The following is a 25,955-nucleotide window of genomic DNA, read 5'->3' as shown; positions in this document are numbered from 1 at the left end:
CCTAAAGTATATCGGAAACGTGAATGACAAACAAATATTTCAATTTTTCATCTATCAAACTAGGAGGCTATTATATGAAAACAAAAGGTTTTCTGATTGGTGCGGCTGTGGCTGCAGGGGTGATGTTGACAGGTTGCAGTGGTTCGGCTTCAGGTGATGAACAAACGACGCTATCCTTTTACTCTACCGCCACTTCTGAGGAAGATAAACAGGTTGTAAAGGAAGCTGTACTTGCATTTGAGGAAGAGTATCCTTCGATTGATATAGAAGATAACTATCCTGGTGATGGATATGAAAACATGGCGCGTGTCAAAATGGCAGCGGATGATATGCCGGATTTATTCGACACCCACGGTTGGGCCAAGCAGCGGTATGGAGATTATGTTGCGGATTTGAGCGAAATGGAATGGACGGAGCGCTTGGATCCGGCGTTGGATACGATATTGAAAGACGATGAAGGGAAAGTGTATGCCTTTCCATTGAATCAGGCAAAAGACGGTATCAATTACAACGTGAACCTCCTGGAAGAATACGGAATCGAGCCGCCGTCTACGTTTGATGAGTTTATGGAAGCGCTGAGGACTGTTAAAGAGAAAAGTAACGGTGAAGTGACACCTCTCTGGTTCAATGGATCGGACAAGTCGGCATTCGGGCAATACTTTGACCAATTTTCCACACCGCTACTCGTAACAGATGAAGAGAACAGTTATGAAAGTGAACTGCTCGATGGAAGTTTTGATTGGAGCCATTATACGTACTTACCGGAAAAGTTGAAACAAATGCAGGAGGAAGGATTACTGAACGAAGATGCCTTGACTGCTCAAATCCAGCAGCGTGCTCAGCTTATGGCTCAAGGTAAGATTGCCTTTGTTTTCGGTGGAGGATCGATTGGAACAGCTGTTGAGGAACTAAATCCTGATGTTGAAGTAGGTGTCATTCCTATGCCGACGATCCATGAAGGTGATGAGTCGAGCTGGATTGGAGGCGAGCGTCATACTGTAGCGATTGCTCACAATACAGAGTATATGGAAGAAGCTAAACAGTTCGTTGAATTCCTTGCACGCCCTGAAGTGGCGAAGAAGGTAGCGGAAGGAACCTCCCTCCCAGCAGGACTCACAGAAATTGAAGCGGACAACTACTTTGCAGAATACTTCAACGAATATCAAGGTGTAAAAGTGCAACCCTATTTTGACCGTGTCTATCTTCCAAGCGGCATGTGGGACGTCATGGGATCAACAGGGCAGGAACTTCTGTCAGGTACAATGAGTCCGGAAGACGTGTCTGAAAAAATGTCCGAGGAATACACACGTTTACGAGAAGAATGAGTAGAGGGGGACACCCCCTCTGCCAATCAAACTCTACGAATAGGAGTTGTATGTAATGAGTGAATGGGTTCGTAAATCCCAGCAGTCGATTTCCAGGCAGAAAGTGAAAGTAGACACTCTCAGAAAACCGAAGCGGGAACAGTCGCTCTGGTGGATGTACCTGCCTGCCTTACTTGTAGTCAGTATCTTCATCCTTTATCCATTCATCAATGGAATCCGTGTCTCGTTCACAGACTGGAACGGCTTCTCCCAAACGAAGAACTGGGTAGGAATAGAGCAGTATGTTCGGATGTTTCAGGATCCAACGACATGGCTTGTTGTCAAGAATACATTGTTATATGGAATCGGAAGTACGATTCTTCAAAATGTGATCGGTCTCTTGTATGCCCTGCTATTAAATCAAAGCATCCGTTTCAAAGCCGTCACAAGAACTATCGTGTATCTTCCAGTTATAATTAGTCCACTCGTCATGGGATATATTTGGTATTTCTTCTTTGCTTTCCAAAATGGCGCTTTGAATGATGCCTTTCTTCTTTTCGGTTTAGATAAAATCAACGCCTTGGGTAATCCTGATTTGAACCCTTGGATCATAGTCTTCGTCAATACGTACCAATTTGTCGGAATCGCTATGATTATCTACCTTGCCGGACTTCAAAGTATTTCTAAAGATTTCTATGAAGCGGCTGTGATTGACGGTGCGTCGGCGTTTCAGAAGTTTAAAAACATTACGCTGCCACTCTTAATGCCTGCGATTACAATCAATATGGTGCTGAATATTATCGGTGGACTCAAGTTGTTTGATGTCATTCTTGCTCTGACGGGTGGGGGACCGGGTAATGCCTCCCAGTCTATGTCTACGTACATGTATTCCTTGTATTTTGACAGACAGGATGCTGGATATGCCGCCACTCAAGGGGTATTGATGGCCTTCATCATCTTAATTCTGAGTTTGCTTGCTCTCGTATATTTCAAGCGTAAGGAGGTCGATGCGTAATGAAAGGGAAAAAGAATAAAAGAGGTTGGACGACGTTAGCTATCGTTATATCTCTGCTTCACTTGGTTCCATTTTATATCCTGATCACGACTTCCTTAAAGGCGAATAATGACTTCAGTTCGAAGTGGCTGTTGCCGACAGAATGGAGATGGGATAACTTCACGTCTGCCTGGGAGAATGCCAGTCTTGGGACAGCTTTTTTCAATACGACAGTGATTACAGCTGTAGCTGCGGCTCTACTGATTGTATTCGGCTCATTAGCCGCCTATCCACTAGCGAGAATGAACACGAAGCTCAATAAATTCATATACTTCTTGTTCATTGCCATCATGATCATCCCGCCTTTGACGGCATTGGTTCCACTTTACCAGATGGTCGTCGACATGGGACTCATGAATACGCGACTTGTCGCGGTTTTGAATAATTTAGCCGCCTTCTTACCACTGACCATTTTCTTGTATGCCGGATTCATCCGCTCTACAATACCGAAGGAGCTGGAAGAAGCGGCCAAGATTGATGGGGCGGGTACATTGATGATCTTTTTCCGTATTGTCTTTCCGTTACTTAAACCGATCACAGCCACAGTACTTATTATTTCCTGCGTATTCATTTGGAACGATTACCAGTTTGCAATTTTCTTCTTGCAGGATAAGGAAGTTCAGACACTCACGGTCGCACTGTCCAGCTTTTTCGGGCAGAACCTGAGTCAGCTCAACCTTGTTGCAGCGGCGGCATTGATGTCCATGCTTCCGATGACGATTCTGTTCTTGTTTTTACAAAAATACTTTGTTGCGGGTCTTTCGTCAGGCTCAGTAAAAGGATAAGACTAGTAGAGGAGTGGAGATATGTCGAAAATTACATTTCTAGGTGCTGGGAGTACGATATTTGCTAAAAACGTTCTAGGAGATTGTATGCTGACACCGAGCCTACAGGAGTTTGAGTTTGCTCTTTATGATATTGATTATAAAAGGTTGAAAGAATCAGAGAGTATGCTTGAGAACCTTAAAGAAAGTGTAGGAAGTGGTGTTACGATCAACGTCTATACGGATCGGAAAGAAGCTTTGCGCGGAGCAAAGTACGTCGTGAACGCAATCCAAGTTGGCGGTTACAAGCCGAGTACGGTCATCGACTTCGACATCCCTAAAAAGTATGGGCTAAGGCAGACGATTGCAGACACAGTCGGAATTGGGGGGATTTTCCGTTCATTGAGGACCATACCTGTCATGTTGGACTTTGCAAAAGACATAGAAGAAGTCTGCCCGGATGCTTTATTCCTGAATTATACGAACCCGATGTCTACTTTGACAGGGGCTATGCTTCGCTATACGAATGTGAAAACGGTCGGACTTTGCCATAGTGTTCAGGTTGCGGTGCCAGAGTTGTTCAAAGCGTTGAATATGGACGACGAAGGGGTGAAGTGGAAAATCTCAGGTATCAATCATATGGCTTGGCTCCTGGAAGTCTCCAAGGATGGGAAAGACCTTTATCCAGAAATAAAACGTAGAGCAGAAGAGAAGCAGCAGGAGAAACACGAGGATATGGTGCGCTATGAGTTAATGAAGCGTTTCGGTTACTATGTCACCGAGTCCTCTGAACATAATGCCGAATACCACCCGTACTTCATCAAGAGTCAGTATCCGGAGTTGATTGACCGTTTCAATATTCCACTCGATGAGTATCCGCGGCGTTGTGTAGAGCAAATCGAGAACTGGGAGAAGATGCGTGATCAAGTCGTTCACGATAAAAACCTTACACATGAGCGAAGTCATGAATATGCTTCTTACATTATCGACGCGATCGAAACAGACAGCCCATTCCGTCTTCATGGAAATGTGCTGAATAAGGGAGGATTGATTGAAAACCTTCCGGAAAAATCAGTTGTCGAAGTGCCGTGTCTGGTTGATCGTAATGGAATCACACCTTGCCACGTCGGCGAGCTCCCGGAACAGTTGGCAGCTTTGAACAGAACGAATATCAATACCCAGCTTATGACGATTGAAGCGGCCGTGTCAGGTAAGCGTGAGCACATTTACCATGCCGCTATGCTCGATCCTCATACGGCAGCAGAATTATCGATGGATGATATCGTCTCCATGTGTGACGATTTGATTGAAGCTCATGGGCCGTGGCTTCCGAATTTTAAGAAAGAAAACATTCTTGTCTAATGTTGTTCCCCTCCTTACAATAAGTAAGGAGGGTTTTTTACGTTAGGGGGACAATCATTTTGAGGAATCCTATAGAGGTTTATGGAGTGGACGTCGATCAAGAGTCAAGGTGCACGCACTATCATTCGCAAGTGGATATCGTCGCCCTCAAATTTCGTTGCTGCCGGAAATTTTATGCCTGTTATCAATGCCACCAGGAAACAACCGATCATCCACCTGAGAAGTGGCCTCTGGACGAAAGAGATCACCATGCTATTTTGTGTGGCCACTGCCGGAAAACGATGAGCATTGACGAATATATGAATGTGAACGAGTGTCCTCACTGTCAGCATGCATTCAACGCAGGTTGCAAGAATCATTATCCTCTTTATTTTGATATGGAATGAGAAGGGAAGCGCAGTGGATTCGCTGCGTTTTTCTAATGGCTGATGGGAAGCATTTCTGCTTGATAGCAAGCGGAATAATATTGTAGAGTGTAAACGTGCTTTAATAGGGAAAAGAATAGAAATCATGGAGGGAGGATCATCAATCATGACAGAACAACCAAAAGCAAATCCATGGGCACTGATCCCGTTTGGCGTATTCATTCTTTTATTTATTGGATCAGGTATTGCGACAGGGGACTTCTACCAAATGCCTGTGCTTGTTGCTTTGTTTGCGGCGATTCTCGTCGCTTTATTCATGAATCGTAAAACAGACTTTCAAACGAAAATGCAGCAGCTGACCAAAGGCGGGGGACATCCCGATATCATCCTCATGGTCATCATCTTTCTATTAGCAGGTGCCTTTTCTTCCGTTGCAGAAGGAATGGGAGCTGTTGAGTCGACGGTTAACCTCGGGCTCTCAGTTCTGCCGGGTAACCTTCTTGTTGTCGGACTGTTTATCATTGCCTGCTTCATATCCATTTCTATGGGGACGTCTGTAGGGACGATTGTAGCGCTTGCACCAATTGGTATGGGCGTGGCAGATCAGACTGGAATCAACGTTGCCATTACAATGGGATCCATCGTAAGTGGGGCGATGTTCGGGGATAACTTATCGATTATCTCAGATACGACCATCGCGGCTGTTAAAACGCAAGGGACTCAAATGAAGGACAAGTTCCGGGCAAACCTCTTCATCGTTCTACCTGCAGCTATCGTGACCGCGGTCATTTTTGCATTCATTACGGCAGACGCTGCGTCACCGGTGCAGGAAGAGACACCTTATCAGCTTGTGAAGGTTCTTCCTTATCTAGGCGTTCTGATATTTGCTGTGATTGGCGTAAATGTGATTTACGTATTGATGGGCGGTATATTGTTCGCAGGTATCGTAGGGCTGTTTACAGGCGATATCGGGCTTTCCAGCTTTGTAACCTTGCTTGGCGACGGATTCCAGAGTATGCAGAACTTATCTCTGCTCGTCATTCTACTAGGTGGGTTAGTAGAATTGATTCGTCAAAATGGAGGTATACAATTTATCCTGCAGGCCATCAGTAAGCGTGCGAATTCCAATCGGGGAGGAGAATTCGGCATTGCTGGACTAGTGAGTGCTGTAAACTTCTCAACAGCGAACAATACGATTTCGATCATTACAGCAGGCCCACTTGCTAAGCAGATTTCGGACGAGTATGAGATCGATGCTAAACGATCCGCCAGTCTGCTCGATATTTTCTCAAGTTCTGTCCAAGGGCTGCTGCCTTATGGTGCACAGATCTTGTCTGTAGCTGGTGTCGCCAGCCTTTCGCCAGTTGCGATTGTACCGTTCTGCATCTATCCGATGCTGCTTGCTCTATCCGGTATATTAGCGATTACGTTCCGTTTTCCTAAGTTTACACTTTAATCTTTTCGAAGGAGGGATGATGTTATGGTTGAAGTCGTCGACGTACAGCCTCATCACCTTGATTCCATGCACAAATGGGAAATGGATGAGGAACTGCAATCGAAGACGGGAATTGAGAAGCCAAGGACCTATGAACAATTCTTCCATTCCTATCAATCCTACTTTCGAGGTGAAAAGCCCCGTCTGATCATTAAGGTCATTGAGTTAGACGGGCGGCCGGTCGGGAAAATCGAGCTTTATCAAAGTCCTGAGGAAGTGTATATCGGGATGCTTGTCGCTTGCGAACGAGGAAGCGGTATCGGCTCCGAGGCCCTGGAATTGTTTTTGGAAGGTGTAAGAGAACAATGTAACCTCCAGGCCGTACAAGCTGAAGTTTATCAAGACAACCCAGAGAGTCTCCGTTTTTTCGAAAGACATCATTTCAGGAAAACGGGAGATATGACGGTCGAGTGCTTCAGGGGAAAAGAACGAAAATTGCATGTGTTAGAGCGTTTATTGTAACAGCTTCCTTCTTTGAGGGAGCTGTTATTTTTTTCTATGGAAGGTATCTTTTGTAGTGAATCTTTAGTATGAGAAAGGTAATAAGAGTAAGTGGAGGTGAAGTCGCTGATGGAAGCCAAACCATTGTTTTATGACGGAACACTTCATGATGATGCGAAAGAGAAGGACCTGGAACAGCAGGAGCCTCTAACGGTAACAGACGAAATGCGAACATTCCTTAGCGGGAACCCTTTTTCAACGATTTGAGACATCTTCTTCGGAAGGTGTTTTTTTCTTTGCTCAAAAAGAAAAAAATTCTTGTGAGCATAACTCTTGAAATTTTGTTCTCTTTTTCACATAATATATCTCAGATTCACAATAAATGATTCCGAGACAAATTCGTTTTGGAACTAAAAGATATAACATGTGAAGAAAGGATTGATTCAAGGATGAGTAAAGTATTGTATATCACAGCACACCCTCATGATGATAAGGCTTCTTTCAGTATGGCGGTTGCGAAGGAATTCATAGATACGTACAAGGAAGTAAATCCATCAGATGATGTGGTTCATATCGATTTATATAAAGAGGACATTCCTCAAATCGATGCGGACGTATTCAGCGGCTGGGGTAAATTGCAGTCAGGAGATGAGCTTTCTGCAAGTGAGCAGAGAAAAGTGGAGCGCCTGAGCGAGCTTTGCGAAGAGTTCATTTCAGCTGATAAATATGTGTTCGTCACACCATTCTGGAACTTCTCCTTCCCACCGGTTATGAAGGCGTATATCGACTCCGTAGCTGTGGCAGGAAAAGCATTTAAATACACGGAGCAAGGCCCTGTAGGTCTTCTTACAGACAAGAAAGCACTGCACATTCAGGCGCGAGGCGGTATTTATTCAGAAGGACCGGCAGCTCAAATGGAAATGGGTCACCGCTACTTGGATACCATCATGCAGTTCTTCGGCGTGCCGTCCTTTGAAGGGCTATTCGTTGAAGGGCACAACTTGAACCCGGATCAAGCGGAAGCGATCAAAGAAGACGCAAAAGCACGTGCTAAGGATGCTGCGCAAACATTCTAAGTAAAAGGTTCTGAATTCATGTAGTGCATCGTGGGGAGGAAAATAACTCGCTTTCCGCGGGCGGCGCCGAGCCTCCTCAGACTTCGTCTTCCGGGGTCTCGCCACAACCGCTGATCCCGCAGGAGTCTCGCCATTTTCCTCCCCACTTTACGACAAATGTGTGTTCAGAACCTTACGATGGTGAGAGCAACGTTTAATCATTATACTTTGACACGTCCAGTAGATTGCCGGACACTTGTGTCGAAACTTTAAAAAAGGAGAACTCCCATGGTGGAGTTCTCCTTTTATTATTCTATTTCCTCTTTAGTTCAATGCGTCTGTTTTCTTTTTGAGAGAGGGCGGCGGCTTCGTTGACGGCGGTGAGCAGGTAGGCATCTTCACTCGTAATCGTCATCGGCTCATTGCGTTCGATGGCATCAGCCCATTGCTCCATCGGCATCGGAAGGTCCTCAGGAAGTTGTTCAGGCTCCTCCCAATCTTGGCCGCGCTTCAGGCGGATGTTGTCATCTTCGATCATAAGAGTTCCGTTGGTGCCGTAAAGCTCAAGCTGGAACGGACTTCCGCTCGACACGAAGCTCGTTTCAATGATGGACAAAGCGCCTGAGTCGTAATCAAGAACCGCTACAGCATGATCATCGACACCAAGGTCTCTGACCTGTGAAAGGCGGCTGCTGACAGCGGTCGGTTCTCCCATTAATCGGTTGGCGAGATAAATGGGGTGGGCACCGAGGTCAATCAAAGCTCCACCACCACACTGCTCTTCATTATAGAATCGCTCAGGGAGCCAGCCATTCGGGTGGTCTTCTGTTGGGACAGCTCCATTATGAGCGACTCTGCAACGCATCATTGTAATCTGACCAAGCCATCCTTTGTCGACGGCCTGTTGCGCATATAGGTAATAATCCTTCGTCAAGCGAGGAAGCGAAATCATAAACTCGACTTTCTGCTCTTCCAACGTTTTGAGCAGTGCCTTACATTCTTCAGATGTGAACGTCAGCACTTTTTCTGTGAAAATATGCTTTTTATGTTCGGCTGCCTTCTGGATGATTTCTGTATGTAAGTTCGTTGGTGTAGACACAATCACAGCGTCAATCGTGCCATCCGCCAGAAGACGGTCGATGTCTTCCTCAAACGGGACATCCAATTCATCAGCCCATGTTTTTCCACGCTCAGGATCCTCATCCCACACTTTAGCAATCTCTAAGGAAGGGTTTTCCCTTGCCTCCCGCTCATAATCTACAGCATGCACGTGCCATTTACTTAGTAGAGCCACTTTGATCATAAGAGCACCTCTTTCATAGGTTATATGGTACCTATTCTATCATGGGATTAAAAAAAAGACCCCAATGAGGGGTTACACATCCGTCTGTCCAACAACAGATACGTATTGATTGTCTATGAAAAGCGTAAAACCGTTTTTTTCGAAGCTGAGAGGTGTCTGGACAACACCGAGCTGGTCGGCATTGTACTGACCGATGATACGCTGGTACGCATCCAGCTCGTAAACACCGTCACCATTGAAATCAATCGGATAGAGTTGGTTCAGACCGGATACCGAGCCCTCGAGCGGTTTAATCAACGTTCCATCTTTGTTATACAAGTCAGCCAAATACTCCGGATTACGGTTGCTCAGGTCAATAATGAAACTGAGGTTCAGCGTCTGATTCACGACTTTGACTCTGTAATCATCCTGATAGATGACATCGTAAAGAAACATTCCGTTAAACGTTTCATAATCAAACAAAAGCGAAACTTTGTTATTTACAAATGAATAGATAAAGAAATATCCATAGCCGCCACTCCCGCCAGAGTTGATCCGAATGAAAATGTCATCGATGCCATCGCCAGTAAAATCTTGAAGCGTGACTCGTGGGTCGTAGCCCTGATCTTCTTTCAGTGGAATTGTGAAAAATTCATTGGTTTTCCCGTCTTGTATGACGAGCGTGATGGCTGTCATGTACGGACTATCAGGTAACGGCTGCCCAACCAGATACACATAGTCCTGGATGTGATCCCCGTTCACATCACCCTCTGCAACAGACAAAATCGTGGTCTGATTCTCACGGTTTTGAAAAAAAGGATACACTTGAGTCCCTCCTTGAATACGTCTACCCATACTGTATGTTTCCTGCACCATAATGGCACAAGAAATGTTGCATTGATGTATGAGAGTCAAGAGGGGGAGAGAATCGCTTGCAACTACAAAAAAAGAGCCGCATTTGCGGCTCTTTGGATATTATAGACGGTGGAAGCCTTCCTGTGTGAGGAAATCAGCGGCTTGATCATAGGAGTTGAAAGTTCCTTCAAGCTGTTCGTCTGCGTACACGTTGTACCCATCATCTTCCTTCATCAGTACTAACGCCTGATCATTTTCGTTCAGCCATTCCTCCATCACCGGATCCTTCTCGGCGGGGGAGAGCGCTAATGATTCGATGGACTGCTCAATGATCGAACGCAGAGCGTTCGCATTAAAAGCACGGATGTTAACCATGCCTTTGTCGTCTGTCGGGTAGTCTTCGATCTCTCCGGCGTAAACGAAGCCGTTTCCGTTCGGGTGAAGGCGATAGACGACAATTTGTTTTTCGTAGAGGCTGTCTTCGAAGTGGAAGTTGACGCGCCCCATCGATATATCGTGTCGCGTTAACTCATCGAATTCTTCTATAATGGAAATTTTTTCTTCAAAAGTAAGCATGTGATCCTCCTTGTAATGCACATTGAAATGTCGCACCAAAAAAGTGTATCACAGCCGGTTCTACTTTCCAAAGTTCATCTTCTGATATCGACCTCTGGCAATTTGGTAAATGCCGTACAAAATAAACCCTAACGCTACCATTGCTAAAAGCCACTGACCAAATGGTTGTTGAGCAATTTTCAATAAGGCAGCATCGAGTCCTTTCGCTTGAGAAGGGTCAGCTGTTAAGGCGGTCTGCACGAAGAAGTATCCAATGATGCCGAGTACGACGCCCCGAGCCATTAAACCGACTTTACCGGAATTTCTGGCGACTTTCTTTTCGTGCGGATCCATATCGCTTAAATGGAACTTAGACATGAATTTTTCAGTGAAACCTTCATACAATTCCTTCAGTCCATATCCAATGACAATGATGCCTAGAATACCGACTAAGTACCGGCCGAATGGCTGAGCCAAAAGCATAGCGGAGATCGTTTTATTCGTATCGCCTCCACCGGATCCGGCATGCGATGCAATTTGAATGGCGTTTATGGCAAGACCGGTGTAGATGATGCCGGCGATAGCATAGGCAATTCTTGAAATGGTCCCGACATTATGAGGATTGTTGATGGCTTTGATAAAGGACCACAGGATGTAGCCGAAAATACCAACGCTGATAATCCAAAGTAGAACCTCACCAAAAGGCATTCTGGCCATAGATTGGAATAAACCGCTCGTTCCGGTCGTCTTACCCCCAACCCCAAGTGCGGCCATCAGTGTAAGTAGTCCGACAAGACCATACACAATGCCTTTGGACATGTAACCGAACCGTCCTGTGCGACGAATCCAAGGTTTAATTTCTTCTTTCGCTTTCTCAGGTGTATTATGGGACTTCAAAGAGGTGTCCATAATCATCCTCCCTTTTGGTTAATAGTAGTAGATTCCCTGAAGTGTCACAAAGGAAACTAACGATGTATCCTATGTATCGGAGGGCGATATGGAACTGCCGGGCATAACGGATACCGGACTACCTGACCAATCAAGGATATGCTATAGTAGAAGGGAAAAGGGGATTACGATGTATTTAACGATTAAGGAAACAGCGGAATACCTTGAACTTCCGGAAGAATATATTGAACAGAAAATTAGACAAAACCGTATTCGTGCCGTACATGATGGTCAGCAGTACCTTGTGAACAAAAATCAATTCCAACGGCACTTTGAAGAAATGGAACAGTACCGAATTATGATTCAGGAATACCTGAATGAACCGATTCCGGAAGACCCGGATGTAAAAGATGAAGATTAAAAAATCAGCGCTCAGATTCTTAAGCGCTGATTCCGGGTTATTTTTTAACAGCAATCGCTTCAATTTCGACTTTGGCTCCTTTAGGAAGCTTGCTCACTTCGACAGCAGCCCGTGCAGGATAGGGTTCGCTTAAGTAACTCGCATAAATATCGTTCACCTTCGCAAAGTCATCCATAGAATCTAGGAAAATAGATGCTTTAGCGATATGATGATAACTCAGTCCAGCTTCCTGAAGAATGGCTCCGACATTCTTCATCACTTGATGAGTCTGTTCTTCAATATCATCAGAAACAAATTCCATTTTAACTGGATCCAGGGGGATTTGCCCCGATATAAAGAGAAGGTCACCAAGATCGACAGCTTGAGAATAAGGTCCGATAGCAGCAGGTGCGTTACTTGTAGATACTGGTTTGAACATGTTCATTCCTCCTATGTAAGGTTGCATTTATCCTACCACGACTTTGATAAATGTTAAATCTAAAGATATTTCCGGGGAAATGAACGGTTGTACGACAAATCATGACTAACGTGTTTCGAAAGGCTGGGGAACTATGAAAGACGACAATCAATTAGAAGACCAAATCGAGCAATTGAGAAAGAGAATGTATCAGATCTACGTGGATGACCCCGAAGATGATCAATTATTGAAAGTTTCACAGGAGCTGGATGTCCTTTTGAATGAATTCGCTAAAAAAGGACCGACGAGTTAGGCATTATGGAAAACAGTGCGATGGTAGTTCACAACCTATGTAAGCCTCATCCGAAAAGACCATGTTTGCGTGGTCTTTTTTCTTTTTGTCCTGTGTAAACGGTTTAAAATTGAGAAAAAAATGATAAAAATATAAATTTTCAGAAAACGTGTTGCGTAAATCGTATGATGTCGCTAGAATACTCCTTACATTCATTTTTCGAGAGGAGGCTCAGCGATGATCACATTTATCGCATCTATTCTTTTATTAATTGTCGGCTATCTAGTTTACGCAAAGGTGGTCGAACGAATTTTCGGCATCAGTGATCAACAGAAAACACCTGCCTATGCGAAACAAGATGGCTTTGATTATATGCCGATGAGTTGGTGGAAAGCGACGCTCATCCAACTATTGAATATCGCAGGTCTTGGACCGATCTTCGGTGCGGTACTTGGAGCGCTATACGGACCGGTTGCTTTCATTTGGATCGTAATCGGAAGCATCTTTGCCGGAGCGGTTCACGATTATTTCTCAGGGATGCTTTCCCTTCGTCACAACGGAGCGCAATATCCATCCCTTGTAGGAAGATACTTAGGGAAGCCGGCGCAATCAGTGATCAATCTCCTGTCCATCGCTCTGATGGTGCTCGTCGCTGCAGCCTTTACGGCCGGACCAGCACAATTGATGGCAGAAATCACACCGCTTGGGTTCTTCACATCGGTTGTTGTCATTTTTGCATACTTCTTGGTAGCGACCTTGCTTCCGATCAATAAAATCATTGGAAAAATCTATCCGATTTTCGGCGCGATCTTAATCTTTATGGCTGTGTCAATCGGAATCGGGATGTTCTTCTTTGAACAATCCATCCCGAACTTGACGGTTCAGAACCTTCACCCAGACAATCTGCCAATCTGGCCGATGTTGATGGTTACGATCTCTTGCGGAGCAATTTCCGGCTTTCATAGTACGCAGAGCCCAATTCTTGCCCGTACGTTGAAGAAGGAAAGCGAAGGGCGTAAAGTCTTTTACGGTGCGATGATTGCAGAAGGAATCATTGCCTTGATCTGGGCGGCTGCTGGTATGACGTTCTTCGGCGGAACGGGTGCCCTTCAGGAAGCGCTGAATGCAGGTGGACCAGCGGGCGTCGTCAATGAAATCAGCAGCACAACCCTTGGAACACTTGGAGGGATTCTTGCTGTCCTTGGTGTCATTCTTCTGCCGATTACGACAGGTGACACAGCGCTACGTTCATCACGTATGATGCTTTCGGAATTGTTCGAACAGCTTCGTAAGAAAAAATTCGAAAGCAAGTGGGCGCCTGCTTTGTTCGCGATTCCAGTTGCAGTCCCAGCCTTTCTATTGGCTCAGATTGACTACAGCTTCCTTTGGCGTTATGTCGGCTGGTCCAATCAGGTCGTCGCAACGGTCATGCTTTGGACTGGAGCCATGTACTTGATTGAGAATAAAAAGTTCCACTGGATCTGCAGTGTACCTGCCTTGTTCATGACAGCCGTTGTCAGTTCGTACATCTTCTATGCACCAGAAGGATTCGGGCTCTCCTATAACGTCTCGATGGTGATCGGAGCCATCATATGGGTCATGGTAGCAGCTTGGTTCGTATGGAGACTGAACAGAGCGAAGGACAATGTGAAAGTCGATGTTGTCCCTCAGCAGAAAGCAGGTTAAACATACTAATCCCGCATACAAGGAAAAAACGTCCACAAATCGTGGACGTTTTTTTAATGGTTGGTATTCAAGCGCTTGTGTTTCCACATCATATATCGGAAACGGATTGTGCAACCAATGCAGTATCCCATAAGAGCTGTGCCCGCTGCTGCCATCACCATCATGCTGAAGGCATAGCCAAGTGTCTGCCATCCTATTCCGAAAAAGAGGAGGGATAGACCGAGGCAGACGGTTGCAATCCATTGGTTAAAGCGTTGTTGATCGGGGTCTTCTGGTATATAGCTGTTCATCGGTTTCTTTAAGAACCGTTTCCCTATGGCAATAACGGGGTTTTTTCTAGTGATTAAAGTGATGGCTCCAACGGCAAACGGAAGGGCCAATACAATAGGTTCGAACAGTCCGATGAACACGGTCAGTACAATAAAGGTTTGATTCAATTGAACGAGTGGCTTTGGTATGCCCATTCGTATCACCATCCTTAATTCCTTATTATACACAGTGTATTACTCGGAATAAAGAACGGTGCTTATCAGGTTCCCGAGGACGGTTCCGAACGTAAGAAAGTTTTCAGTGTGATGGAAAATAATTCGCTTTCCCTGGGCGGCGCTGAGCCTCCTCATTCCCTGCGGTCATTCCGGGGTCTCACCTGACCTTTTTTTCCCACAGGAGTCTCATCATTTCCACCACACTGTGCGATAAACAGTGTATACAGAACCTTATGGCATCAGGTTATCTAACTGAGTAATCGACTTCCTATCGTCGTAGAGGGCATGTATTTTGAAAGTGTACGACTTGTCTATTAGTAAGTAGATTGATTTATTTTGATTTCTCACCACTTTGAGTAATGCCTAAGCTGAGGACTTTTTATAGAGAATCCATGAAAGAAGGAGAGTGGCGGCGAACCCTGCTGCAGCTGTGATGAGGGCTTGAACGACTCCTCCGAAGAAAAGACCTCCCAGGAATAAACCTACTGCGATTCCTAGTGGAAATACCCAGTTGAATGATTTCATATCGATTCCTCCGCAATTGTAGTGATCATCTATTCCCTTTTTCTGGAGCATCTAACTTATAAAAGTGTTTCGTGTTCTTGTACATGATTTCGTAAACTCGATCGATGGGCAGGTGCTTGATCTGTGCAATCGTGGCGATCGAGTCATGAATCATTTTGGGATGGGTGAGCTGACCCTCGTATTTCCCTTCAAATTGCCACGGTCCGTCTGTTTCCACCATCAACAGCTCAATTGGGTAATGTTCGATAATCGATTGTATCTCCTGTTCGTACACACAATCGGGTGTTACAGAAATTCGGTAGCCCTTTTTCTTCATTCTGTCGAGTGTTTGCTCTGAACCTTTGAACCAATGGAAATGAGCGTCCGTTACCTCGTGTTTTTCAAGCAGGTCGCAGGCGATGTCTGCTCCTTCGTAGATGGCATGCAGAATCACGGGCTTTTGCAGTTCCTTCGCCAGCTTAATGAAGTGTTCAAGCAACGCAGCATAGTTCTTCATATCCCCGTGGTCCGTGTAATAGGGGAGACCGACTTCCCCGATTGCCACGATCGTGGAGCGATTATTGCGAATAAGTTCTGTAATCGCTTCGAGCTCCTTCGTTTCCGGAAGCGCCTGTTCGGGATGGTATCCAAGCGCGTGCTTAATAGAAGGATGCTTGTAAGATAGGGTCTGAAGACAGGAGCTCAAGTGAAACGAAACCGCAAGGAGCGAGTCGACTTGATAGAGAGGGAGCTCCCTAAGAATTTGCTCCCTCTCATTTCGATCATACAGGTCGAGGTGGATGTGAGAGTCGATAACCGGCTTCATGTCATCACCTTCAATTCGGCGTGAACCTTCTGCTTCATTTTCAAAAATTCTTCGGTCAGTACGATGGACGGGTCGCGCGGCCGTGAAAAGGGAACGTCGAACTCCTGCTGTACGGTTGCGGGTCTGTCGGTTAACAGAATGATTCGGTCGGATAAGAAGAGTGCTTCTTCGATGTTGTGCGTAATGAATAGAATCGATCGTTGGTGTTCCGACCAGGTGTCGAGCAGCCACTTCTGCATTTCAAGTCTCGTAAACTCATCCAATGCTGAGAAGGGTTCGTCCAGGCAGATGAGAGACTGCGGACTGAGCAGGCTGCGGATGAAGGATGCCCGCTGCTGCATACCACCGGAAAGCTCGTGGGGGTAGGCGTGTTCAAAGCCACCAAGTCCGGCTTTTTGAATCATCGCCTCTGCCTTTGATTTGTCGATTTCTCCCTGTACCTCAGCGCCGAGGACGACATTTTCACGTAATGTACGCCACGGAAGAAGGGACGGGCTTTGAGGCATGTAGCTGATGGAGCCTTTCCGACCTTTAATCGATTCAGCATCCAGCACAATGTCACCCGCGTCCGGTTCATATAACCCACCGATCAAGTGGAAGAGCGTACTTTTCCCACTTCCTGACGGTCCGAGGATTGAGACGAATTCTTTCTCCTTCACGTGAAACGATAAATCACTCAACACTTGGTTGTGACGGAATGCTTTTGAGATTCCGTGGATCTCCAGTTTATTCATAAGCTTTTTCCCCTTTCCATCGTGTCACCCGCTTCTCAATTTGTGTAATCAATAGGAAAAAGAGCAGGCTCAACATCATAATGAAGAAAATGGCGACAAAGACCCGGTCTGTCCGGAATGAGGAGGAGGCGAGGGTCATGTAGACACCGATGCCTTTGTTGGCCCCGAGCCACTCCGAGATGACAGCTCCCATCACGCTGTATGTAGCTGAAATTTTCAATCCGGAGAAGATGGAAGGCAGCGCATAGGGCCACTCGACTTTCCGGAAGATCTGTCGTTTCGTTGCGCCGGCCATCTTCATGTAGTGGATGTATTCAGGCTTCGTCTGTCGGAATCCGTCCATTGTAGCGACAGCAATCGGGAAGAAGCAGACGAGCACGATGATAATCAGTTTCGGCAAAACACCGAACCCGAACCAAATGACGAGTAATGGCGCAAGCACGATGATCGGGATGTTTTGAGACAAAATCAGAAGGGGGTACACCGCTTCTCTCAATCTCGGAATCAAGTGAAGGAGGGTGGCTACCGCAAGACCGACAAAAGAGCCAATCGCAAATCCGATTGTCGTCAGTCGAATGGTTGAAAGGAGGTGCGGCGCGTAGGCTCCCCAACCAGCTCGTGCCTCCTCGAGAATGGCCGTTGGCGCAGGAAGAAGCCACTCCGGGATGCCCATCCACCTGCTGGAAAGTTCCCAAATCATGAGTAAAAGGATGAGGACCCCAGCGGGTCTCCATCCTTTTTGAATAATCTGATTCATGGACGATATTTCTCCGTCAGCTGATCCATCGATGCGCCGGATGGCTGATAAAGGACTTTGATCTGCGAGATGACGTTCGAGCTGCCACGACGGATCATCGCTTCATTCATGTTTTCAATCAAGCCGAAGATTTCGGTAAGGTTCCCTTCGATAGTCGTTTCTAAAGGGTGGACCTCATAACGGAAGCCGGACGATTCGATGAGGGAGATGGCCTCGTCGACGTACGGAATGACGTCTTCTCCGTCCTTCGTCTTCGGGATGATTTGAATACTCACTAATGCGTTACTCATTTTATTTCCTCCTTATTGTGGCAAGAATTCGTTTGTAAAGGCACTTTCTGCATCAAGCTCTTCTTCCAGTAGATTGTTTTCTACCATCCATTCGGCATAGTTCTGCCATACTTCGAGCTTCTGTTCGCCCCAATGTTCAGCATCTGCCTTGTATTTAGGGGACAGCCATTCCTGACTGGCGCGTACAAGCTCAGGATCGAGGTCCGGGACCGCTTTGATCAGATGTTCGGCCGCTGCTTCTGGATTGTCGATGGAGAATTGGTAACCCTTTGTCACGGCAGCCATGAAGGCTTCAACCGTTTCCGGGTGTTCCTCGATCATCGTTTCATTTGTTGTCAGAACGGGCGTATAGTAGTCGAGCTTCTCCGAGTAGTCGGTCAAGTACTGCATATTCAGCTCCTGACCACGAAGCTCAGCTTCCACGCCTGTCCAGCCGTAATAAATCCAGGCGAAGTCGATGTCACGCTCGACCGCCGTGAAGAAGTCGGAATTGCCCATGTTGACGATTTCAACCTGTTCGACATCCGCACCTTCTGTTTTCATTAAAGAATCCAAGACCGCTTTCTCGACAGGGGCGCCCCATCCGCCGTATGCTTTTCCTTCATAGTCGGCAGGGGAGGTGATCTCTTTTTCAACGGGTGAAGCAAATCCGGATGTATTATGTTGGATGATGGCCCCGATCGATACGACGGGGATGTCCTGGATGCGGGCTTCGGTCAGGGTTTCCTGAGCGCTCACTCCGAAATCGGCCTGGCCGGATGCAACGAGTTGATCAGCTCCTGCTTCACCAGGCAGCATGATTTCAACATTCAAGCCTTGTTCTTCGAAGTAGCCCTCCGCTTCGGCCACATACAACCCTGTATGGTTCGTGTTCGGGGTCCAATCAAGGACGAGTTTCAAGTCTTCGGTTTCCGTTGCCGCACCTTCTGAGTTCGAGCACGCTGTGAGCACAACGGCGGTAAGTAAAAATAGTAAAACCTTTTTCATCTGTAGTCCCTCCAAAATAGTCATTTTCGTTTACAAATGGTGTTGGAAGGGGCACCTGATGCATACAAAAAAGCACCCTGGTACCATACCTAGGGTGCTGACATATCGTAAACGAATGATGTTTCGTCTCGGATGTTCCCTACGCTGGTCTAAACCAGATCAGGTTCTAAGGGTCAGTATCAAAAGGATACAATCTCAACCAGCTAAACTGGTCCCCCTACATATAACCTATTCCATTGTAAAACGAATCTTTCATTCATACTTTGACACAGTTTCATAGATTTATCAAGCTCGGATTTAATGCAGAGTCAAACGGTCGGTTATATGTTACGATAGGAAGAGGAGGGTTTAGCATCTATGAGTAAAATTTACGTAATCCATGAAAACAATGAGTGGACCGACCATTTGACAAAGCGTCTGGATGAACTGGCGCTGCCTTATGAATTATGGCATTTAGATACAGGCCAGCTTGATTTGATGAGTGAACCGCCGGAAGGCATTTTCTATAACCGGATCAGTGCTTCCTCTCATACGCGTGATCACAGGTTCGCACCAGAATATACAGAAGCCGTACTCGCCTGGTTGGAGCGACATAACCGAAAGATCATCAACGGACCACGGGCTTTACGGCTTGAAGTGAGTAAGGTGAATCAATACATGGCCTTGCAGAAGGCAGGAATTCAAACACCGGATACAATGGCTGCTGTTGGAAAAGAAGAGATTGTGAGTGCAGCGGATCGACTTGGTCACGCCTCTTTCATTACGAAGCATAACCGTGCCGGAAAAGGGCAGGGCGTCCAGATGTTTCATTCGAAGGAAGCCTTGAAGGGACATCTGGAAAGCGGGGACTTCGAAGAGCCGGTCGATGGCATCACATTGCTGCAGCAATACATTCAGGCACCTGAACCTTATATCATCCGTCATGAATTCATCAACGGGACGTTTCTGTACGGCGTGAAAGTCGACACGTCAGAAGGGTTCGAGCTTTGCCCAGCAGATGCCTGCTCGATTGAAGACCAATTCTGTCCGACTGACGCACCCGACAAACCGAAGTTCGAAATTCTGAGCGATTACCGTCCGGGCTTTATCGATACGTACGAACAGTTTTTACAGCAGAATGACGTTGATGTTGCGGCAATCGAGACGATTCAAGACGCGAGTGGAAACGTCTATGCCTATGACGTCAATACGAATACGAACTACAACTCGGACGCCGAAGCTGTGGCTGATGTCTACGGGATGCTAGAGCTTGCGAAGTATTTGAAAAAAGAGTTGGAGAACAACAAAAAATCCTGAACCGAGCCTTCGGTCAGGATCTTTTTGTTTTGATTAGTGTCGCTTACTCAGCCATAGAACGCCGGACTTCGCTAAGCGGGGAAGTACGCCGGTCATCGGCTTTTGAAGCATGTTTCCGAATCCATCATTTTTACCGAGTGAGCCGAGTGCGCCTTTCAGTTTCACTCCACCTGGTCGCTCTGGTACTCGATCATTTAATACAGCAGCCAGGATCTCAGCAACGCTTTCCCCTTGCTGTCCGGCGAGCTGTGCACTTGGAGAATGTTCGGATGAGGCACAGTCTCCGACGACGTAGACATTTTGGTGGGACGGTACTTGATAGAAGTCGTTGACGATGACTTTGTCCTGAGAGTCCTTATCGAAAGGAAGTTCGCGGACTAAGTAGTTCGGTCTGACACCGGCCGTCCAGACGGTCACATCATTCATGTAGCATACGCCGTTATTGCATACACCGTCTCTTTCGACGTATTCGACGTTCGCTCCGTGGATGACCTCAACATCGTTCTTCTCAAACCATTTCTCGACATAGTTTTGAATCTTTGAATCAAAAGCTTTCAGCACGGTGTCGCCACGGTCCAACAGACGGATGTTCAAGTCTGACCGGCTCTCGCGTACTTCTGATGCGACTTCGATTCCGCTCAGTCCGGCCCCGACGACCGTTACGTTTTTGTAAGCACCGAGGTTGCCGATTGAGTAGCCTGCGCTCCGTGCTTTCGCGAACGTCTGGACGCTTTCTGTGAATTCAGATGCGCCTTCGATTCCGTGATAGTTGTCTTCACATCCAAGACCAATCACCAAATAATCATAAGTAAGGCTTTCTACTTTGCCTCGCAAAATGATTTGTTCATTTTCGCTGTCAATTTTCTCAATTTCATCGAACACATATTCAACCTGCTCGTGAGTAGGGAAGTCAACGCGTGCGTGCCTGTCCGACTCCGTCCCTGCAGCGATTGTGTAGAATTCCGTTTTCAAAGAGTGGTATGGATTACGATCGACGACGATGATTTGAACATCATCCGGCACTTCTTCAAGCAAGCCGTTCAAAATGTTGATTCCGCCATATCCTCCACCCAGTATGACTAACTTCCTCATCCCTGCACACCACCTTCTTCAATTTCCAATCTAGCTGTAACCAACGCAAACGCTTACGCATTCTTTCTCATGTTTAAGATTACCAAAAAATACACCCGAAAACTACAGAATCCGAGCATTTCTTTTTTTATATTGAAACGATGTCCCGTTTCTGACGTAAAGAGAGTGGGAGGAGGGTTTGTTTGAAGCAGAAGAATACAGCGCTATTGGATGTGATTTTCTATCTGATTTTTCCGCTTGCGGTCTGGCATCTGATGCGGGATGTGATCGGGGATTATTATGCGATGCTGCTGTCATCTGTCCCGGGCATTCTTTATACCGTTTATCGATTCTACGCTTTGAAAAAAGTGAACGTATTCGGAATCTATATGATTGCAACGTTAGTAGTGGGAACACTCATTGATGTGCTGTCTGGTTCTGCCATCAGATTGCTGTGGAATAACGTCATCTATGCGTACGTCATGAGTGGTCTGTTTCTCGTAACGATTCTCGTCAGAAGGCCGATCGCTTTGTATTTCGGTGTCGACTTTGCTGAGATGCAGGGGTATGACCGAACTTTCAGCAAACGTCTCTTTTTTAAAAAGAAGCTGCTTCGTATCTTTAACTGGATTGTCTTCGGGTTCGCCCTTCAGGACATGCTGCTTGCGACCTTGAAAGTGTGGCTGATCAGAGAGTATGGCGTAGATGCCTTTGATGAAGGCCTGATTCTGAGGCAGGTTGTAAGCTGGGGCCTGACGATTCCGGTTGTGCTCGGATTCTTTCATATTGGGAAAGTCATTCAAGAATCGCCTCACTTGATTAAGGAAGTCGAAGAGGAACTGAAGGAAGAATCTTTAGCACAGGGAGAAAAAGTGGTAAAGTGAATCCATAATCTAGTGGAAAGAAGGCTTGTACATGCAGCACATCTACAGCGATATTCTACAGTTCAGAGGAACCCATTATGACTTTGGATATAAACAAGGCGAGCAGCTTAAAGGTTCATTGACCGTTCAAAACAGGGAAAAGCAGTGGAAGGTGAGGATCCCACGTTTCAAGGTGGCGGAACAGGAAGTGAAAGAGGCGATCACCCGGTTTGCCCCAGGGGTGTGGGATGAACTTCTCGGACTGCGGGACGCGTTGGAATGGCCGATGGAACGCGTCATGATGGAATTCGGCGGGTATCGCATCGACTACAAACGGTCCGGGTGCTCCATTATGACGGGCGACGGGTACATGATTCGAAATTATGATTACATGCCGAAAACCTATGAAGGGCGCTACAGCCTGTTCCAGCCGACCGACCAAGGTTATGCCATCATCGGACCGACGCAGCGCATTACAGGAAGAATGGATGGAATGAACGAGAAGGGGCTCGTCATGGGCTACAACTTCATGCACCGCAAACGACCGGGCGACGGATTCATCTGTTGTATGATTGGCAGGTTGATTCTTGAGTCCTGCGCAACGGTACAGGAGTCGGTAGACATGCTGCGGGAAATCCCGCATCGTCATTCGTTCAGCTACACGGTTTTTGACCGTAGCAATCAGACATACGTCGTCGAAGCTTCTCCGCGTGGAGTGGAGGTGCGACAGTCGGATGTATGCACGAACCACTTCGAAATCATGACGAAAGAGAATCGCCATCATCTCGTGGATTCGATGAAGCGGATGGATGCCATTAACGAAAATCGCCCCGGCCTTGAAACAGCCTACGATGCATTCCGCCTTATGAACGATTCGGACAAAGGCGTGTTCTCGAAGCAGTACAGCAACTGGGCTGGGACTATCCATACCTCAGGCTATTTACCGGAGGATGGCAAAGCTTGGTTTGCATTGGGAGGAGACCGCAAGCCTTACGAGATCGACTTTGCAAGCTGGTTAGCAGGTGAAGAACTGGAAGACGAGAGAATCACCGGCTCTGTAGACACGGACATTCCTTTCGTTCACATGAGTGATCAAGCCTACTGGTCTGGCAAAAAGTAATTTGTGGTACACTACGAATAGATCGATTTTTGGGAGGTACATCATGGAAGATTTATTGCAAATGAAAAATAAAAATATGGTCGTAATGGGGGTTGCCAATAAGCGGAGCCTTGCCTGGGGCGTCGCCCAGTCGCTTCACCAGGCAGGGGCCAACCTCATTTTTACATACCGTAAAGACCGCTCTTTGAAAAAGCTCGAGCAGCTGCTCGATGAGTTCCAAATCGAAGCGAAGCAGGTCATCCAGTGTGATGTCAACGATGATGAAAGCATCAGTCAGGCATTCAAGGAAATCGGGGAGAAGCAGGAAGTCATTCACGGCGTCGTCCATTCGATTGCCTTCGCTCACGCTGGAGATTTGAAAGGCGACTTCATCGATACGTCACGAAGCGGGTTCTCTTTTGCACAGGATACGAGTGCCTATTCTTTAGTGGCTGTAGCCAAAGCTGCACAGCCTTACATGACAGAAGGTGGATCCTTGACGGCGATGAGCTACCTTGGCGCAGAACGTGTCGTGGAAGGGTACAACGTCATGGGCGTTGCGAAAGCCTCCCTTGAAGCGTCTGTACGCTATTTAGCGGCTGATCTTGGGAAGGACAACATCCGTGTCAACGCGATTTCCGCAGGAGCGATCCGCACGCTGGCGGCTAAAGGTGTTCCTTCCTTTAATGAAATCCTCCGCAAAATTGAGGAGACATCTCCGCTTAGGAGGAACGTCACGAAAGAAGAAGTCGGCGACATGACGCTCGCGATGATGAGTCACTTGTCGAGAGGCGTGACGGGCGAAATCGTATATGTCGATTCCGGTTATAATATTCTAGGATAAGCACACGAAACGCTCAGGATTATCCTGGGCGTTTTTTAGAGCGCAGATAACGTTCTATCGGTTCCTTTAGAACGTGAGAAGCGGTGTTGGCGAAACAACTCGCTTTCCATGGGCGTCCGCCGTGGAAAACGAGCTGTTTTCAACCCCGCTGTCTACATCATTTGAAACAGAACCGTTCTCCATGTTTTTGTGTGAGGGTATCCCCTTTGGGAAACCCATTTTTTGTATTGTAAACGTTTCATACTTTCGAATTAGGGAAACCTATCAATAGATTACGTAAACGGAGGGGTTGTCTATGCAGAAGCAGCAAACGATTATTGAAGAATCACTCAAAGCCTTGATGAAAGATGAAAGCTTTCTTCCTGATCTACAATCACAAACAAGGGAACAGGCGTTCAAATCTCTCGTCGCCCTTTTATCCACACCGAACCACATACATAAGTCCTTCTTAAGGATCACTCTTGAGAACGGCCGTATCGTCCGCATCCCATCATTCCGTGTCCAGCACAGTGATACGGTCGGTCCTTATAAAGGCGGAATCCGTTTTCACGAATCCGTCAACGAGGAAGAGGTGGCGAACCTTGCCAAGCTGATGACGCTGAAGAACGCCCTGCATGAATTGCCGTTCGGTGGCGGAAAAGGCGGAGTCGGAATCAATCCTAAAGAATTCACGGTCAAAGAATTGAACCTCATTTGTAAAAAATATGTCCAATACTTCAACGATATCCTCGGACCTGACAAAGATATTCCCGCTCCGGACGTCGGAACGGGAGAACGTGAAATGGACTGGATGATGGGCGAATATAAGAGTACCCACCCTGGTCAGGCGTACCGCAATAGTTTTACCGGAAAAAGCATATTGAACGGTGGTTCGCTCGGCCGGAGAGAAGCGACCGGTAAGGGTGTGTATTTCACGTTCCGCTATATGATGCACAACTTTGTTCAGGAAAATAAAAAGTGGCTGAGGGATACAGAGAATCCGTTTGCTCACACAGCACTCGATCACGCTGACAAGAAGTTGAAAATGGCTGTCCAGGGATTCGGTAACCTCGGTTCTGTTGCAGCGCTTGAAGCCTCACAGTGTAACTATTTACAAAATAAAATCGTCGCTGTAAGTGACCATAACGTCATGTTGTATAATGACGACGGACTGGATATTCAAGGGCTCGTCAAGTATGTCGAGGGCCACGATGGTGACCTGCCGACCGAGAATGGTCAGCTTGAGGAGCACGATATAAAAGCTGAAATAAAAGGAAGGGACGACCTGCTCGAGCTGGACGTCGATGTTCTTTTACTTGCCGCACTGGAAGATCAAATTCATGAGGACAACATGGAGAACATTAAAGCACGCTTGATTATCGAAGGGGCGAACGGTCCCATTACCGAAAAAGCGGATAAGTATCTAGCCGACAAGGGCGTCCTCATTGTTCCGGATATTCTCGCTAACGCAGGTGGTGTGATTGTTTCCTTCTATGAATGGGTGCAGGGAAGAGAAGCGCAGTTCATGACGGAGGACGAAGTGTATCAACGCTTGTTTGATAAAATGAAGGGGACGATGGACACGATTCTCCCGCAGTTCTTCGGTGATCCCTTCCCGCTGCGTCAAAACAGCTACATCCACTCAGTGAAAAAGCTGTCGACCATCATGTATCGACAAGGTAAATTATATTGAGGCTCGGATCTCATTAATCCCAGTTGTAAAAACCCGGACGTCGCATTTTACATAAATGCCTCGTCCGGGTTTTGTTTTTATGAGATCCAGGCTGCATAGCTTACCGCTCGCTATCTTTTAATGCATTTGGGGGATTGGAAATCACTAGTTTCAGCGTAGGAATGACTGAGGCTGTTGAGCTCTGCAGTTCAATTCGGTCATTTGCGATGGCGAGTATCATGCCAACCGCCGGGATGGTAATGATCATAAATAGAATATCAAAAATCATATAAGGTCCTCCTTCAACAGTTAATACTCTATACCCTATTTAT

Annotated in this window: 31 protein-coding genes and 1 riboswitch; of the genes, 17 read left to right on the top strand and 14 right to left on the bottom strand. The window is 46.6% G+C overall.

The genetic code is table 11. The annotated features are described in order from the left end of the window. Positions 1–74 precede the first annotated feature (74 nt). The 9 genes from LCM20_RS15600 (at position 75) to LCM20_RS15560 (ending at position 7,861) form a co-directional block, all read left to right on the top strand. A complete protein-coding gene (locus LCM20_RS15600) occupies positions 75–1,325 on the top strand; it encodes an ABC transporter substrate-binding protein (RefSeq protein WP_225196411.1) in 1,251 nt (416 codons plus the stop codon). 55 nt (positions 1,326–1,380) lie between these two features. Further along, entirely contained in the window at positions 1,381–2,319 is a 939-nt protein-coding gene (locus LCM20_RS15595; protein ID WP_225196410.1) for a carbohydrate ABC transporter permease, read from the top strand. Continuing rightward, entirely contained in the window at positions 2,319–3,143 is an 825-nt protein-coding gene (locus LCM20_RS15590) for a carbohydrate ABC transporter permease (protein ID WP_225196409.1), read from the top strand. The genes LCM20_RS15595 and LCM20_RS15590 overlap by 1 nt, the downstream gene beginning before the upstream one ends. A 21-nt stretch (positions 3,144–3,164) precedes the next feature. Continuing rightward, positions 3,165–4,484, top strand: a complete 1,320-nt coding sequence (locus LCM20_RS15585) for an alpha-glucosidase/alpha-galactosidase (protein ID WP_225196408.1) — start codon at positions 3,165–3,167, stop codon at positions 4,482–4,484. A gap of 59 nt (positions 4,485–4,543) precedes the next feature. After that, on the top strand, positions 4,544–4,870 hold the full coding sequence (locus LCM20_RS15580) for a CHY zinc finger protein (RefSeq protein WP_263622142.1): 327 nt from the start codon (positions 4,544–4,546) through the stop codon (positions 4,868–4,870). Positions 4,871–5,015: 145 nt separating this feature from the next. Next, on the top strand, positions 5,016–6,305 hold the full coding sequence (locus LCM20_RS15575; RefSeq protein ID WP_225196407.1) for a Na+/H+ antiporter NhaC family protein: 1,290 nt from the start codon (positions 5,016–5,018) through the stop codon (positions 6,303–6,305). A gap of 24 nt (positions 6,306–6,329) precedes the next feature. Beyond that, on the top strand, positions 6,330–6,806 hold the full coding sequence (locus LCM20_RS15570; RefSeq protein ID WP_225196406.1) for a GNAT family N-acetyltransferase: 477 nt from the start codon (positions 6,330–6,332) through the stop codon (positions 6,804–6,806). Between the two features lie 108 nt (positions 6,807–6,914). Next, positions 6,915–7,052, top strand: a complete 138-nt coding sequence (locus LCM20_RS15565; protein WP_225196405.1) for a hypothetical protein — start codon at positions 6,915–6,917, stop codon at positions 7,050–7,052. A 182-nt stretch (positions 7,053–7,234) separates the two neighbouring features. Continuing rightward, entirely contained in the window at positions 7,235–7,861 is a 627-nt protein-coding gene (locus tag LCM20_RS15560; RefSeq protein WP_225196404.1) for an FMN-dependent NADH-azoreductase, read from the top strand. Between the two features lie 292 nt (positions 7,862–8,153). Here LCM20_RS15560 and LCM20_RS15555 read toward each other — a convergent pair whose 3' ends face one another. From LCM20_RS15555 to LCM20_RS15540, 4 genes are all read right to left on the bottom strand, one after another. Beyond that, positions 8,154–9,143: a Gfo/Idh/MocA family protein gene (locus tag LCM20_RS15555; RefSeq protein WP_225196403.1), complete on the bottom strand. Its 990-nt coding sequence runs from the start codon at positions 9,141–9,143 to the stop codon at positions 8,154–8,156. A gap of 72 nt (positions 9,144–9,215) precedes the next feature. Continuing rightward, a complete protein-coding gene (locus LCM20_RS15550) occupies positions 9,216–9,947 on the bottom strand; it encodes a VCBS repeat-containing protein (RefSeq protein WP_225196402.1) in 732 nt (243 codons plus the stop codon). 150 nt (positions 9,948–10,097) lie between these two features. After that, a complete protein-coding gene (locus tag LCM20_RS15545) occupies positions 10,098–10,553 on the bottom strand; it encodes a hypothetical protein (RefSeq protein WP_225196401.1) in 456 nt (151 codons plus the stop codon). Between the two features lie 60 nt (positions 10,554–10,613). Further along, entirely contained in the window at positions 10,614–11,441 is an 828-nt protein-coding gene (locus LCM20_RS15540) for a DUF1206 domain-containing protein (protein WP_225196400.1), read from the bottom strand. Between the two features lie 169 nt (positions 11,442–11,610). Here LCM20_RS15540 and LCM20_RS15535 point away from each other — a divergent pair, with 169 nt between their 5' ends. Next, the gene (locus LCM20_RS15535; protein ID WP_225196399.1) at positions 11,611–11,841 is read left to right on the top strand and encodes an excisionase family DNA-binding protein; all 231 of its coding nucleotides are present in this window, start codon (positions 11,611–11,613) and stop codon (positions 11,839–11,841) included. 37 nt (positions 11,842–11,878) lie between these two features. On the opposite strand, the gene LCM20_RS15530 is transcribed toward LCM20_RS15535, so the two are convergent. After that, on the bottom strand, positions 11,879–12,259 hold the full coding sequence (locus LCM20_RS15530; protein WP_225196398.1) for a RidA family protein: 381 nt from the start codon (positions 12,257–12,259) through the stop codon (positions 11,879–11,881). A 133-nt stretch (positions 12,260–12,392) separates the two neighbouring features. Between LCM20_RS15530 and LCM20_RS15525 the strand changes: the two genes are divergently transcribed. Together LCM20_RS15525 and LCM20_RS15520 are read left to right on the top strand one after the other, a co-directional pair. Then, complete coding sequence (locus LCM20_RS15525; RefSeq protein ID WP_225196397.1) at positions 12,393–12,551, top strand: aspartyl-phosphate phosphatase Spo0E family protein; 159 nt, start codon at positions 12,393–12,395, stop codon at positions 12,549–12,551. 216 nt (positions 12,552–12,767) lie between these two features. After that, positions 12,768–14,216 (top strand): carbon starvation protein A, encoded by a 1,449-nt coding sequence (locus LCM20_RS15520; RefSeq protein WP_225196396.1) that lies wholly within the window; start codon positions 12,768–12,770, stop codon positions 14,214–14,216. A gap of 53 nt (positions 14,217–14,269) precedes the next feature. Here the strand turns inward: LCM20_RS15520 and LCM20_RS15515 are convergent, their stop codons facing one another. From LCM20_RS15515 to LCM20_RS15485, 7 genes are all read right to left on the bottom strand, one after another. After that, positions 14,270–14,680, bottom strand: a complete 411-nt coding sequence (locus LCM20_RS15515) for a DUF4395 domain-containing protein (protein WP_225196395.1) — start codon at positions 14,678–14,680, stop codon at positions 14,270–14,272. Positions 14,681–15,064: 384 nt separating this feature from the next. Next, positions 15,065–15,226, bottom strand: coding sequence for a hypothetical protein (locus tag LCM20_RS15510; RefSeq protein ID WP_225196394.1), 162 nt, complete (start codon positions 15,224–15,226; stop codon positions 15,065–15,067). Between the two features lie 25 nt (positions 15,227–15,251). Beyond that, a complete protein-coding gene (locus LCM20_RS15505) occupies positions 15,252–16,031 on the bottom strand; it encodes a TatD family hydrolase (protein ID WP_225196393.1) in 780 nt (259 codons plus the stop codon). Beyond that, entirely contained in the window at positions 16,028–16,765 is a 738-nt protein-coding gene (locus LCM20_RS15500) for an ABC transporter ATP-binding protein (RefSeq protein WP_225196392.1), read from the bottom strand. Before LCM20_RS15500 ends, LCM20_RS15505 begins: the two co-directional genes overlap by 4 nt. Further along, complete coding sequence (locus LCM20_RS15495) at positions 16,758–17,522, bottom strand: ABC transporter permease (RefSeq protein ID WP_225196391.1); 765 nt, start codon at positions 17,520–17,522, stop codon at positions 16,758–16,760. Before LCM20_RS15495 ends, LCM20_RS15500 begins: the two co-directional genes overlap by 8 nt. Beyond that, positions 17,519–17,812 carry an MTH1187 family thiamine-binding protein gene (locus LCM20_RS15490; protein ID WP_225196390.1) on the bottom strand — a complete coding sequence of 98 codons (294 nt, stop codon included), beginning with the start codon at positions 17,810–17,812 and terminating at the stop codon, positions 17,519–17,521. Before LCM20_RS15490 ends, LCM20_RS15495 begins: the two co-directional genes overlap by 4 nt. A gap of 12 nt (positions 17,813–17,824) precedes the next feature. Further along, a complete protein-coding gene (locus tag LCM20_RS15485; RefSeq protein WP_225196389.1) occupies positions 17,825–18,799 on the bottom strand; it encodes an ABC transporter substrate-binding protein in 975 nt (324 codons plus the stop codon). 119 nt (positions 18,800–18,918) lie between these two features. Continuing rightward, positions 18,919–19,028, bottom strand: a riboswitch (TPP riboswitch). 128 nt (positions 19,029–19,156) lie between these two features. On the opposite strand from LCM20_RS15485, the gene LCM20_RS15480 reads away from it, so the two are divergent. Then, the gene (locus LCM20_RS15480) at positions 19,157–20,095 is read left to right on the top strand and encodes an ATP-grasp domain-containing protein (protein WP_225196388.1); all 939 of its coding nucleotides are present in this window, start codon (positions 19,157–19,159) and stop codon (positions 20,093–20,095) included. A 33-nt stretch (positions 20,096–20,128) separates the two neighbouring features. Here the strand turns inward: LCM20_RS15480 and LCM20_RS15475 are convergent, their stop codons facing one another. Then, positions 20,129–21,187, bottom strand: coding sequence for an NAD(P)/FAD-dependent oxidoreductase (locus LCM20_RS15475; RefSeq protein ID WP_225196387.1), 1,059 nt, complete (start codon positions 21,185–21,187; stop codon positions 20,129–20,131). A 182-nt stretch (positions 21,188–21,369) separates the two neighbouring features. Here LCM20_RS15475 and LCM20_RS15470 point away from each other — a divergent pair, with 182 nt between their 5' ends. The 4 genes from LCM20_RS15470 to LCM20_RS15455 all read left to right on the top strand — a co-directional run bounded on the left by LCM20_RS15470 (position 21,370) and on the right by LCM20_RS15455 (position 25,644). Then, complete coding sequence (locus tag LCM20_RS15470) at positions 21,370–22,050, top strand: VC0807 family protein (RefSeq protein WP_225196386.1); 681 nt, start codon at positions 21,370–21,372, stop codon at positions 22,048–22,050. Positions 22,051–22,081: 31 nt separating this feature from the next. Beyond that, positions 22,082–23,149 (top strand): C45 family autoproteolytic acyltransferase/hydolase, encoded by a 1,068-nt coding sequence (locus LCM20_RS15465; RefSeq protein WP_225196385.1) that lies wholly within the window; start codon positions 22,082–22,084, stop codon positions 23,147–23,149. Positions 23,150–23,192: 43 nt separating this feature from the next. After that, on the top strand, positions 23,193–23,972 hold the full coding sequence (fabI, locus tag LCM20_RS15460) for an enoyl-ACP reductase FabI (protein ID WP_225196384.1): 780 nt from the start codon (positions 23,193–23,195) through the stop codon (positions 23,970–23,972). 295 nt (positions 23,973–24,267) lie between these two features. Next, the gene (locus LCM20_RS15455; RefSeq protein WP_225196383.1) at positions 24,268–25,644 is read left to right on the top strand and encodes a Glu/Leu/Phe/Val family dehydrogenase; all 1,377 of its coding nucleotides are present in this window, start codon (positions 24,268–24,270) and stop codon (positions 25,642–25,644) included. A gap of 100 nt (positions 25,645–25,744) precedes the next feature. Here LCM20_RS15455 and LCM20_RS15450 read toward each other — a convergent pair whose 3' ends face one another. Beyond that, positions 25,745–25,912 (bottom strand): hypothetical protein, encoded by a 168-nt coding sequence (locus tag LCM20_RS15450; RefSeq protein WP_225196382.1) that lies wholly within the window; start codon positions 25,910–25,912, stop codon positions 25,745–25,747. Between the last annotated feature and the right edge of the window lie 43 nt (positions 25,913–25,955).

The organism is Halobacillus litoralis, from assembly GCF_020171725.1.
In the GTDB taxonomy this organism is placed as follows: Bacteria; Bacillota; Bacilli; order Bacillales; family Halobacillaceae; genus Halobacillus; species Halobacillus litoralis_F.
This window is presented reverse-complemented; position numbering and strand designations above follow the sequence as displayed.

Bases quoted from the DNA above. Each gene is read 5' to 3' on its own strand.
- LCM20_RS15600 (WP_225196411.1), top strand. From the start codon at position 75: ATGAAAACAAAAGGTTTTCTGATTGGTGCGGCTGTGGCTGCAGGGGTG.
- LCM20_RS15595 (WP_225196410.1), top strand. From the start codon at position 1,381: ATGAGTGAATGGGTTCGTAAATCCCAGCAGTCGATTTCCAGGCAGAAA.
- LCM20_RS15590 (WP_225196409.1), top strand. From the start codon at position 2,319: ATGAAAGGGAAAAAGAATAAAAGAGGTTGGACGACGTTAGCTATCGTT.
- LCM20_RS15585 (WP_225196408.1), top strand. From the start codon at position 3,165: ATGTCGAAAATTACATTTCTAGGTGCTGGGAGTACGATATTTGCTAAA.
- LCM20_RS15575 (WP_225196407.1), top strand. From the start codon at position 5,016: ATGACAGAACAACCAAAAGCAAATCCATGGGCACTGATCCCGTTTGGC.
- LCM20_RS15570 (WP_225196406.1), top strand. From the start codon at position 6,330: ATGGTTGAAGTCGTCGACGTACAGCCTCATCACCTTGATTCCATGCAC.
- LCM20_RS15565 (WP_225196405.1), top strand. From the start codon at position 6,915: ATGGAAGCCAAACCATTGTTTTATGACGGAACACTTCATGATGATGCG.
- LCM20_RS15560 (WP_225196404.1), top strand. From the start codon at position 7,235: ATGAGTAAAGTATTGTATATCACAGCACACCCTCATGATGATAAGGCT.
- LCM20_RS15555 (WP_225196403.1), bottom strand. From the start codon at position 9,143: ATGATCAAAGTGGCTCTACTAAGTAAATGGCACGTGCATGCTGTAGAT.
- LCM20_RS15545 (WP_225196401.1), bottom strand. From the start codon at position 10,553: ATGCTTACTTTTGAAGAAAAAATTTCCATTATAGAAGAATTCGATGAG.
- LCM20_RS15540 (WP_225196400.1), bottom strand. From the start codon at position 11,441: ATGGACACCTCTTTGAAGTCCCATAATACACCTGAGAAAGCGAAAGAA.
- LCM20_RS15535 (WP_225196399.1), top strand. From the start codon at position 11,611: ATGTATTTAACGATTAAGGAAACAGCGGAATACCTTGAACTTCCGGAA.
- LCM20_RS15530 (WP_225196398.1), bottom strand. From the start codon at position 12,259: ATGTTCAAACCAGTATCTACAAGTAACGCACCTGCTGCTATCGGACCT.
- LCM20_RS15525 (WP_225196397.1), top strand. From the start codon at position 12,393: ATGAAAGACGACAATCAATTAGAAGACCAAATCGAGCAATTGAGAAAG.
- LCM20_RS15520 (WP_225196396.1), top strand. From the start codon at position 12,768: ATGATCACATTTATCGCATCTATTCTTTTATTAATTGTCGGCTATCTA.
- LCM20_RS15515 (WP_225196395.1), bottom strand. From the start codon at position 14,680: ATGGGCATACCAAAGCCACTCGTTCAATTGAATCAAACCTTTATTGTA.
- LCM20_RS15510 (WP_225196394.1), bottom strand. From the start codon at position 15,226: ATGAAATCATTCAACTGGGTATTTCCACTAGGAATCGCAGTAGGTTTA.
- LCM20_RS15505 (WP_225196393.1), bottom strand. From the start codon at position 16,031: ATGAAGCCGGTTATCGACTCTCACATCCACCTCGACCTGTATGATCGA.
- LCM20_RS15500 (WP_225196392.1), bottom strand. From the start codon at position 16,765: ATGAATAAACTGGAGATCCACGGAATCTCAAAAGCATTCCGTCACAAC.
- LCM20_RS15495 (WP_225196391.1), bottom strand. From the start codon at position 17,522: ATGAATCAGATTATTCAAAAAGGATGGAGACCCGCTGGGGTCCTCATC.
- LCM20_RS15490 (WP_225196390.1), bottom strand. From the start codon at position 17,812: ATGAGTAACGCATTAGTGAGTATTCAAATCATCCCGAAGACGAAGGAC.
- LCM20_RS15485 (WP_225196389.1), bottom strand. From the start codon at position 18,799: ATGAAAAAGGTTTTACTATTTTTACTTACCGCCGTTGTGCTCACAGCG.
- LCM20_RS15480 (WP_225196388.1), top strand. From the start codon at position 19,157: ATGAGTAAAATTTACGTAATCCATGAAAACAATGAGTGGACCGACCAT.
- LCM20_RS15475 (WP_225196387.1), bottom strand. From the start codon at position 21,187: ATGAGGAAGTTAGTCATACTGGGTGGAGGATATGGCGGAATCAACATT.
- LCM20_RS15465 (WP_225196385.1), top strand. From the start codon at position 22,082: ATGCAGCACATCTACAGCGATATTCTACAGTTCAGAGGAACCCATTAT.
- fabI (WP_225196384.1), top strand. From the start codon at position 23,193: ATGGAAGATTTATTGCAAATGAAAAATAAAAATATGGTCGTAATGGGG.
- LCM20_RS15455 (WP_225196383.1), top strand. From the start codon at position 24,268: ATGCAGAAGCAGCAAACGATTATTGAAGAATCACTCAAAGCCTTGATG.
- LCM20_RS15450 (WP_225196382.1), bottom strand. From the start codon at position 25,912: ATGATTTTTGATATTCTATTTATGATCATTACCATCCCGGCGGTTGGC.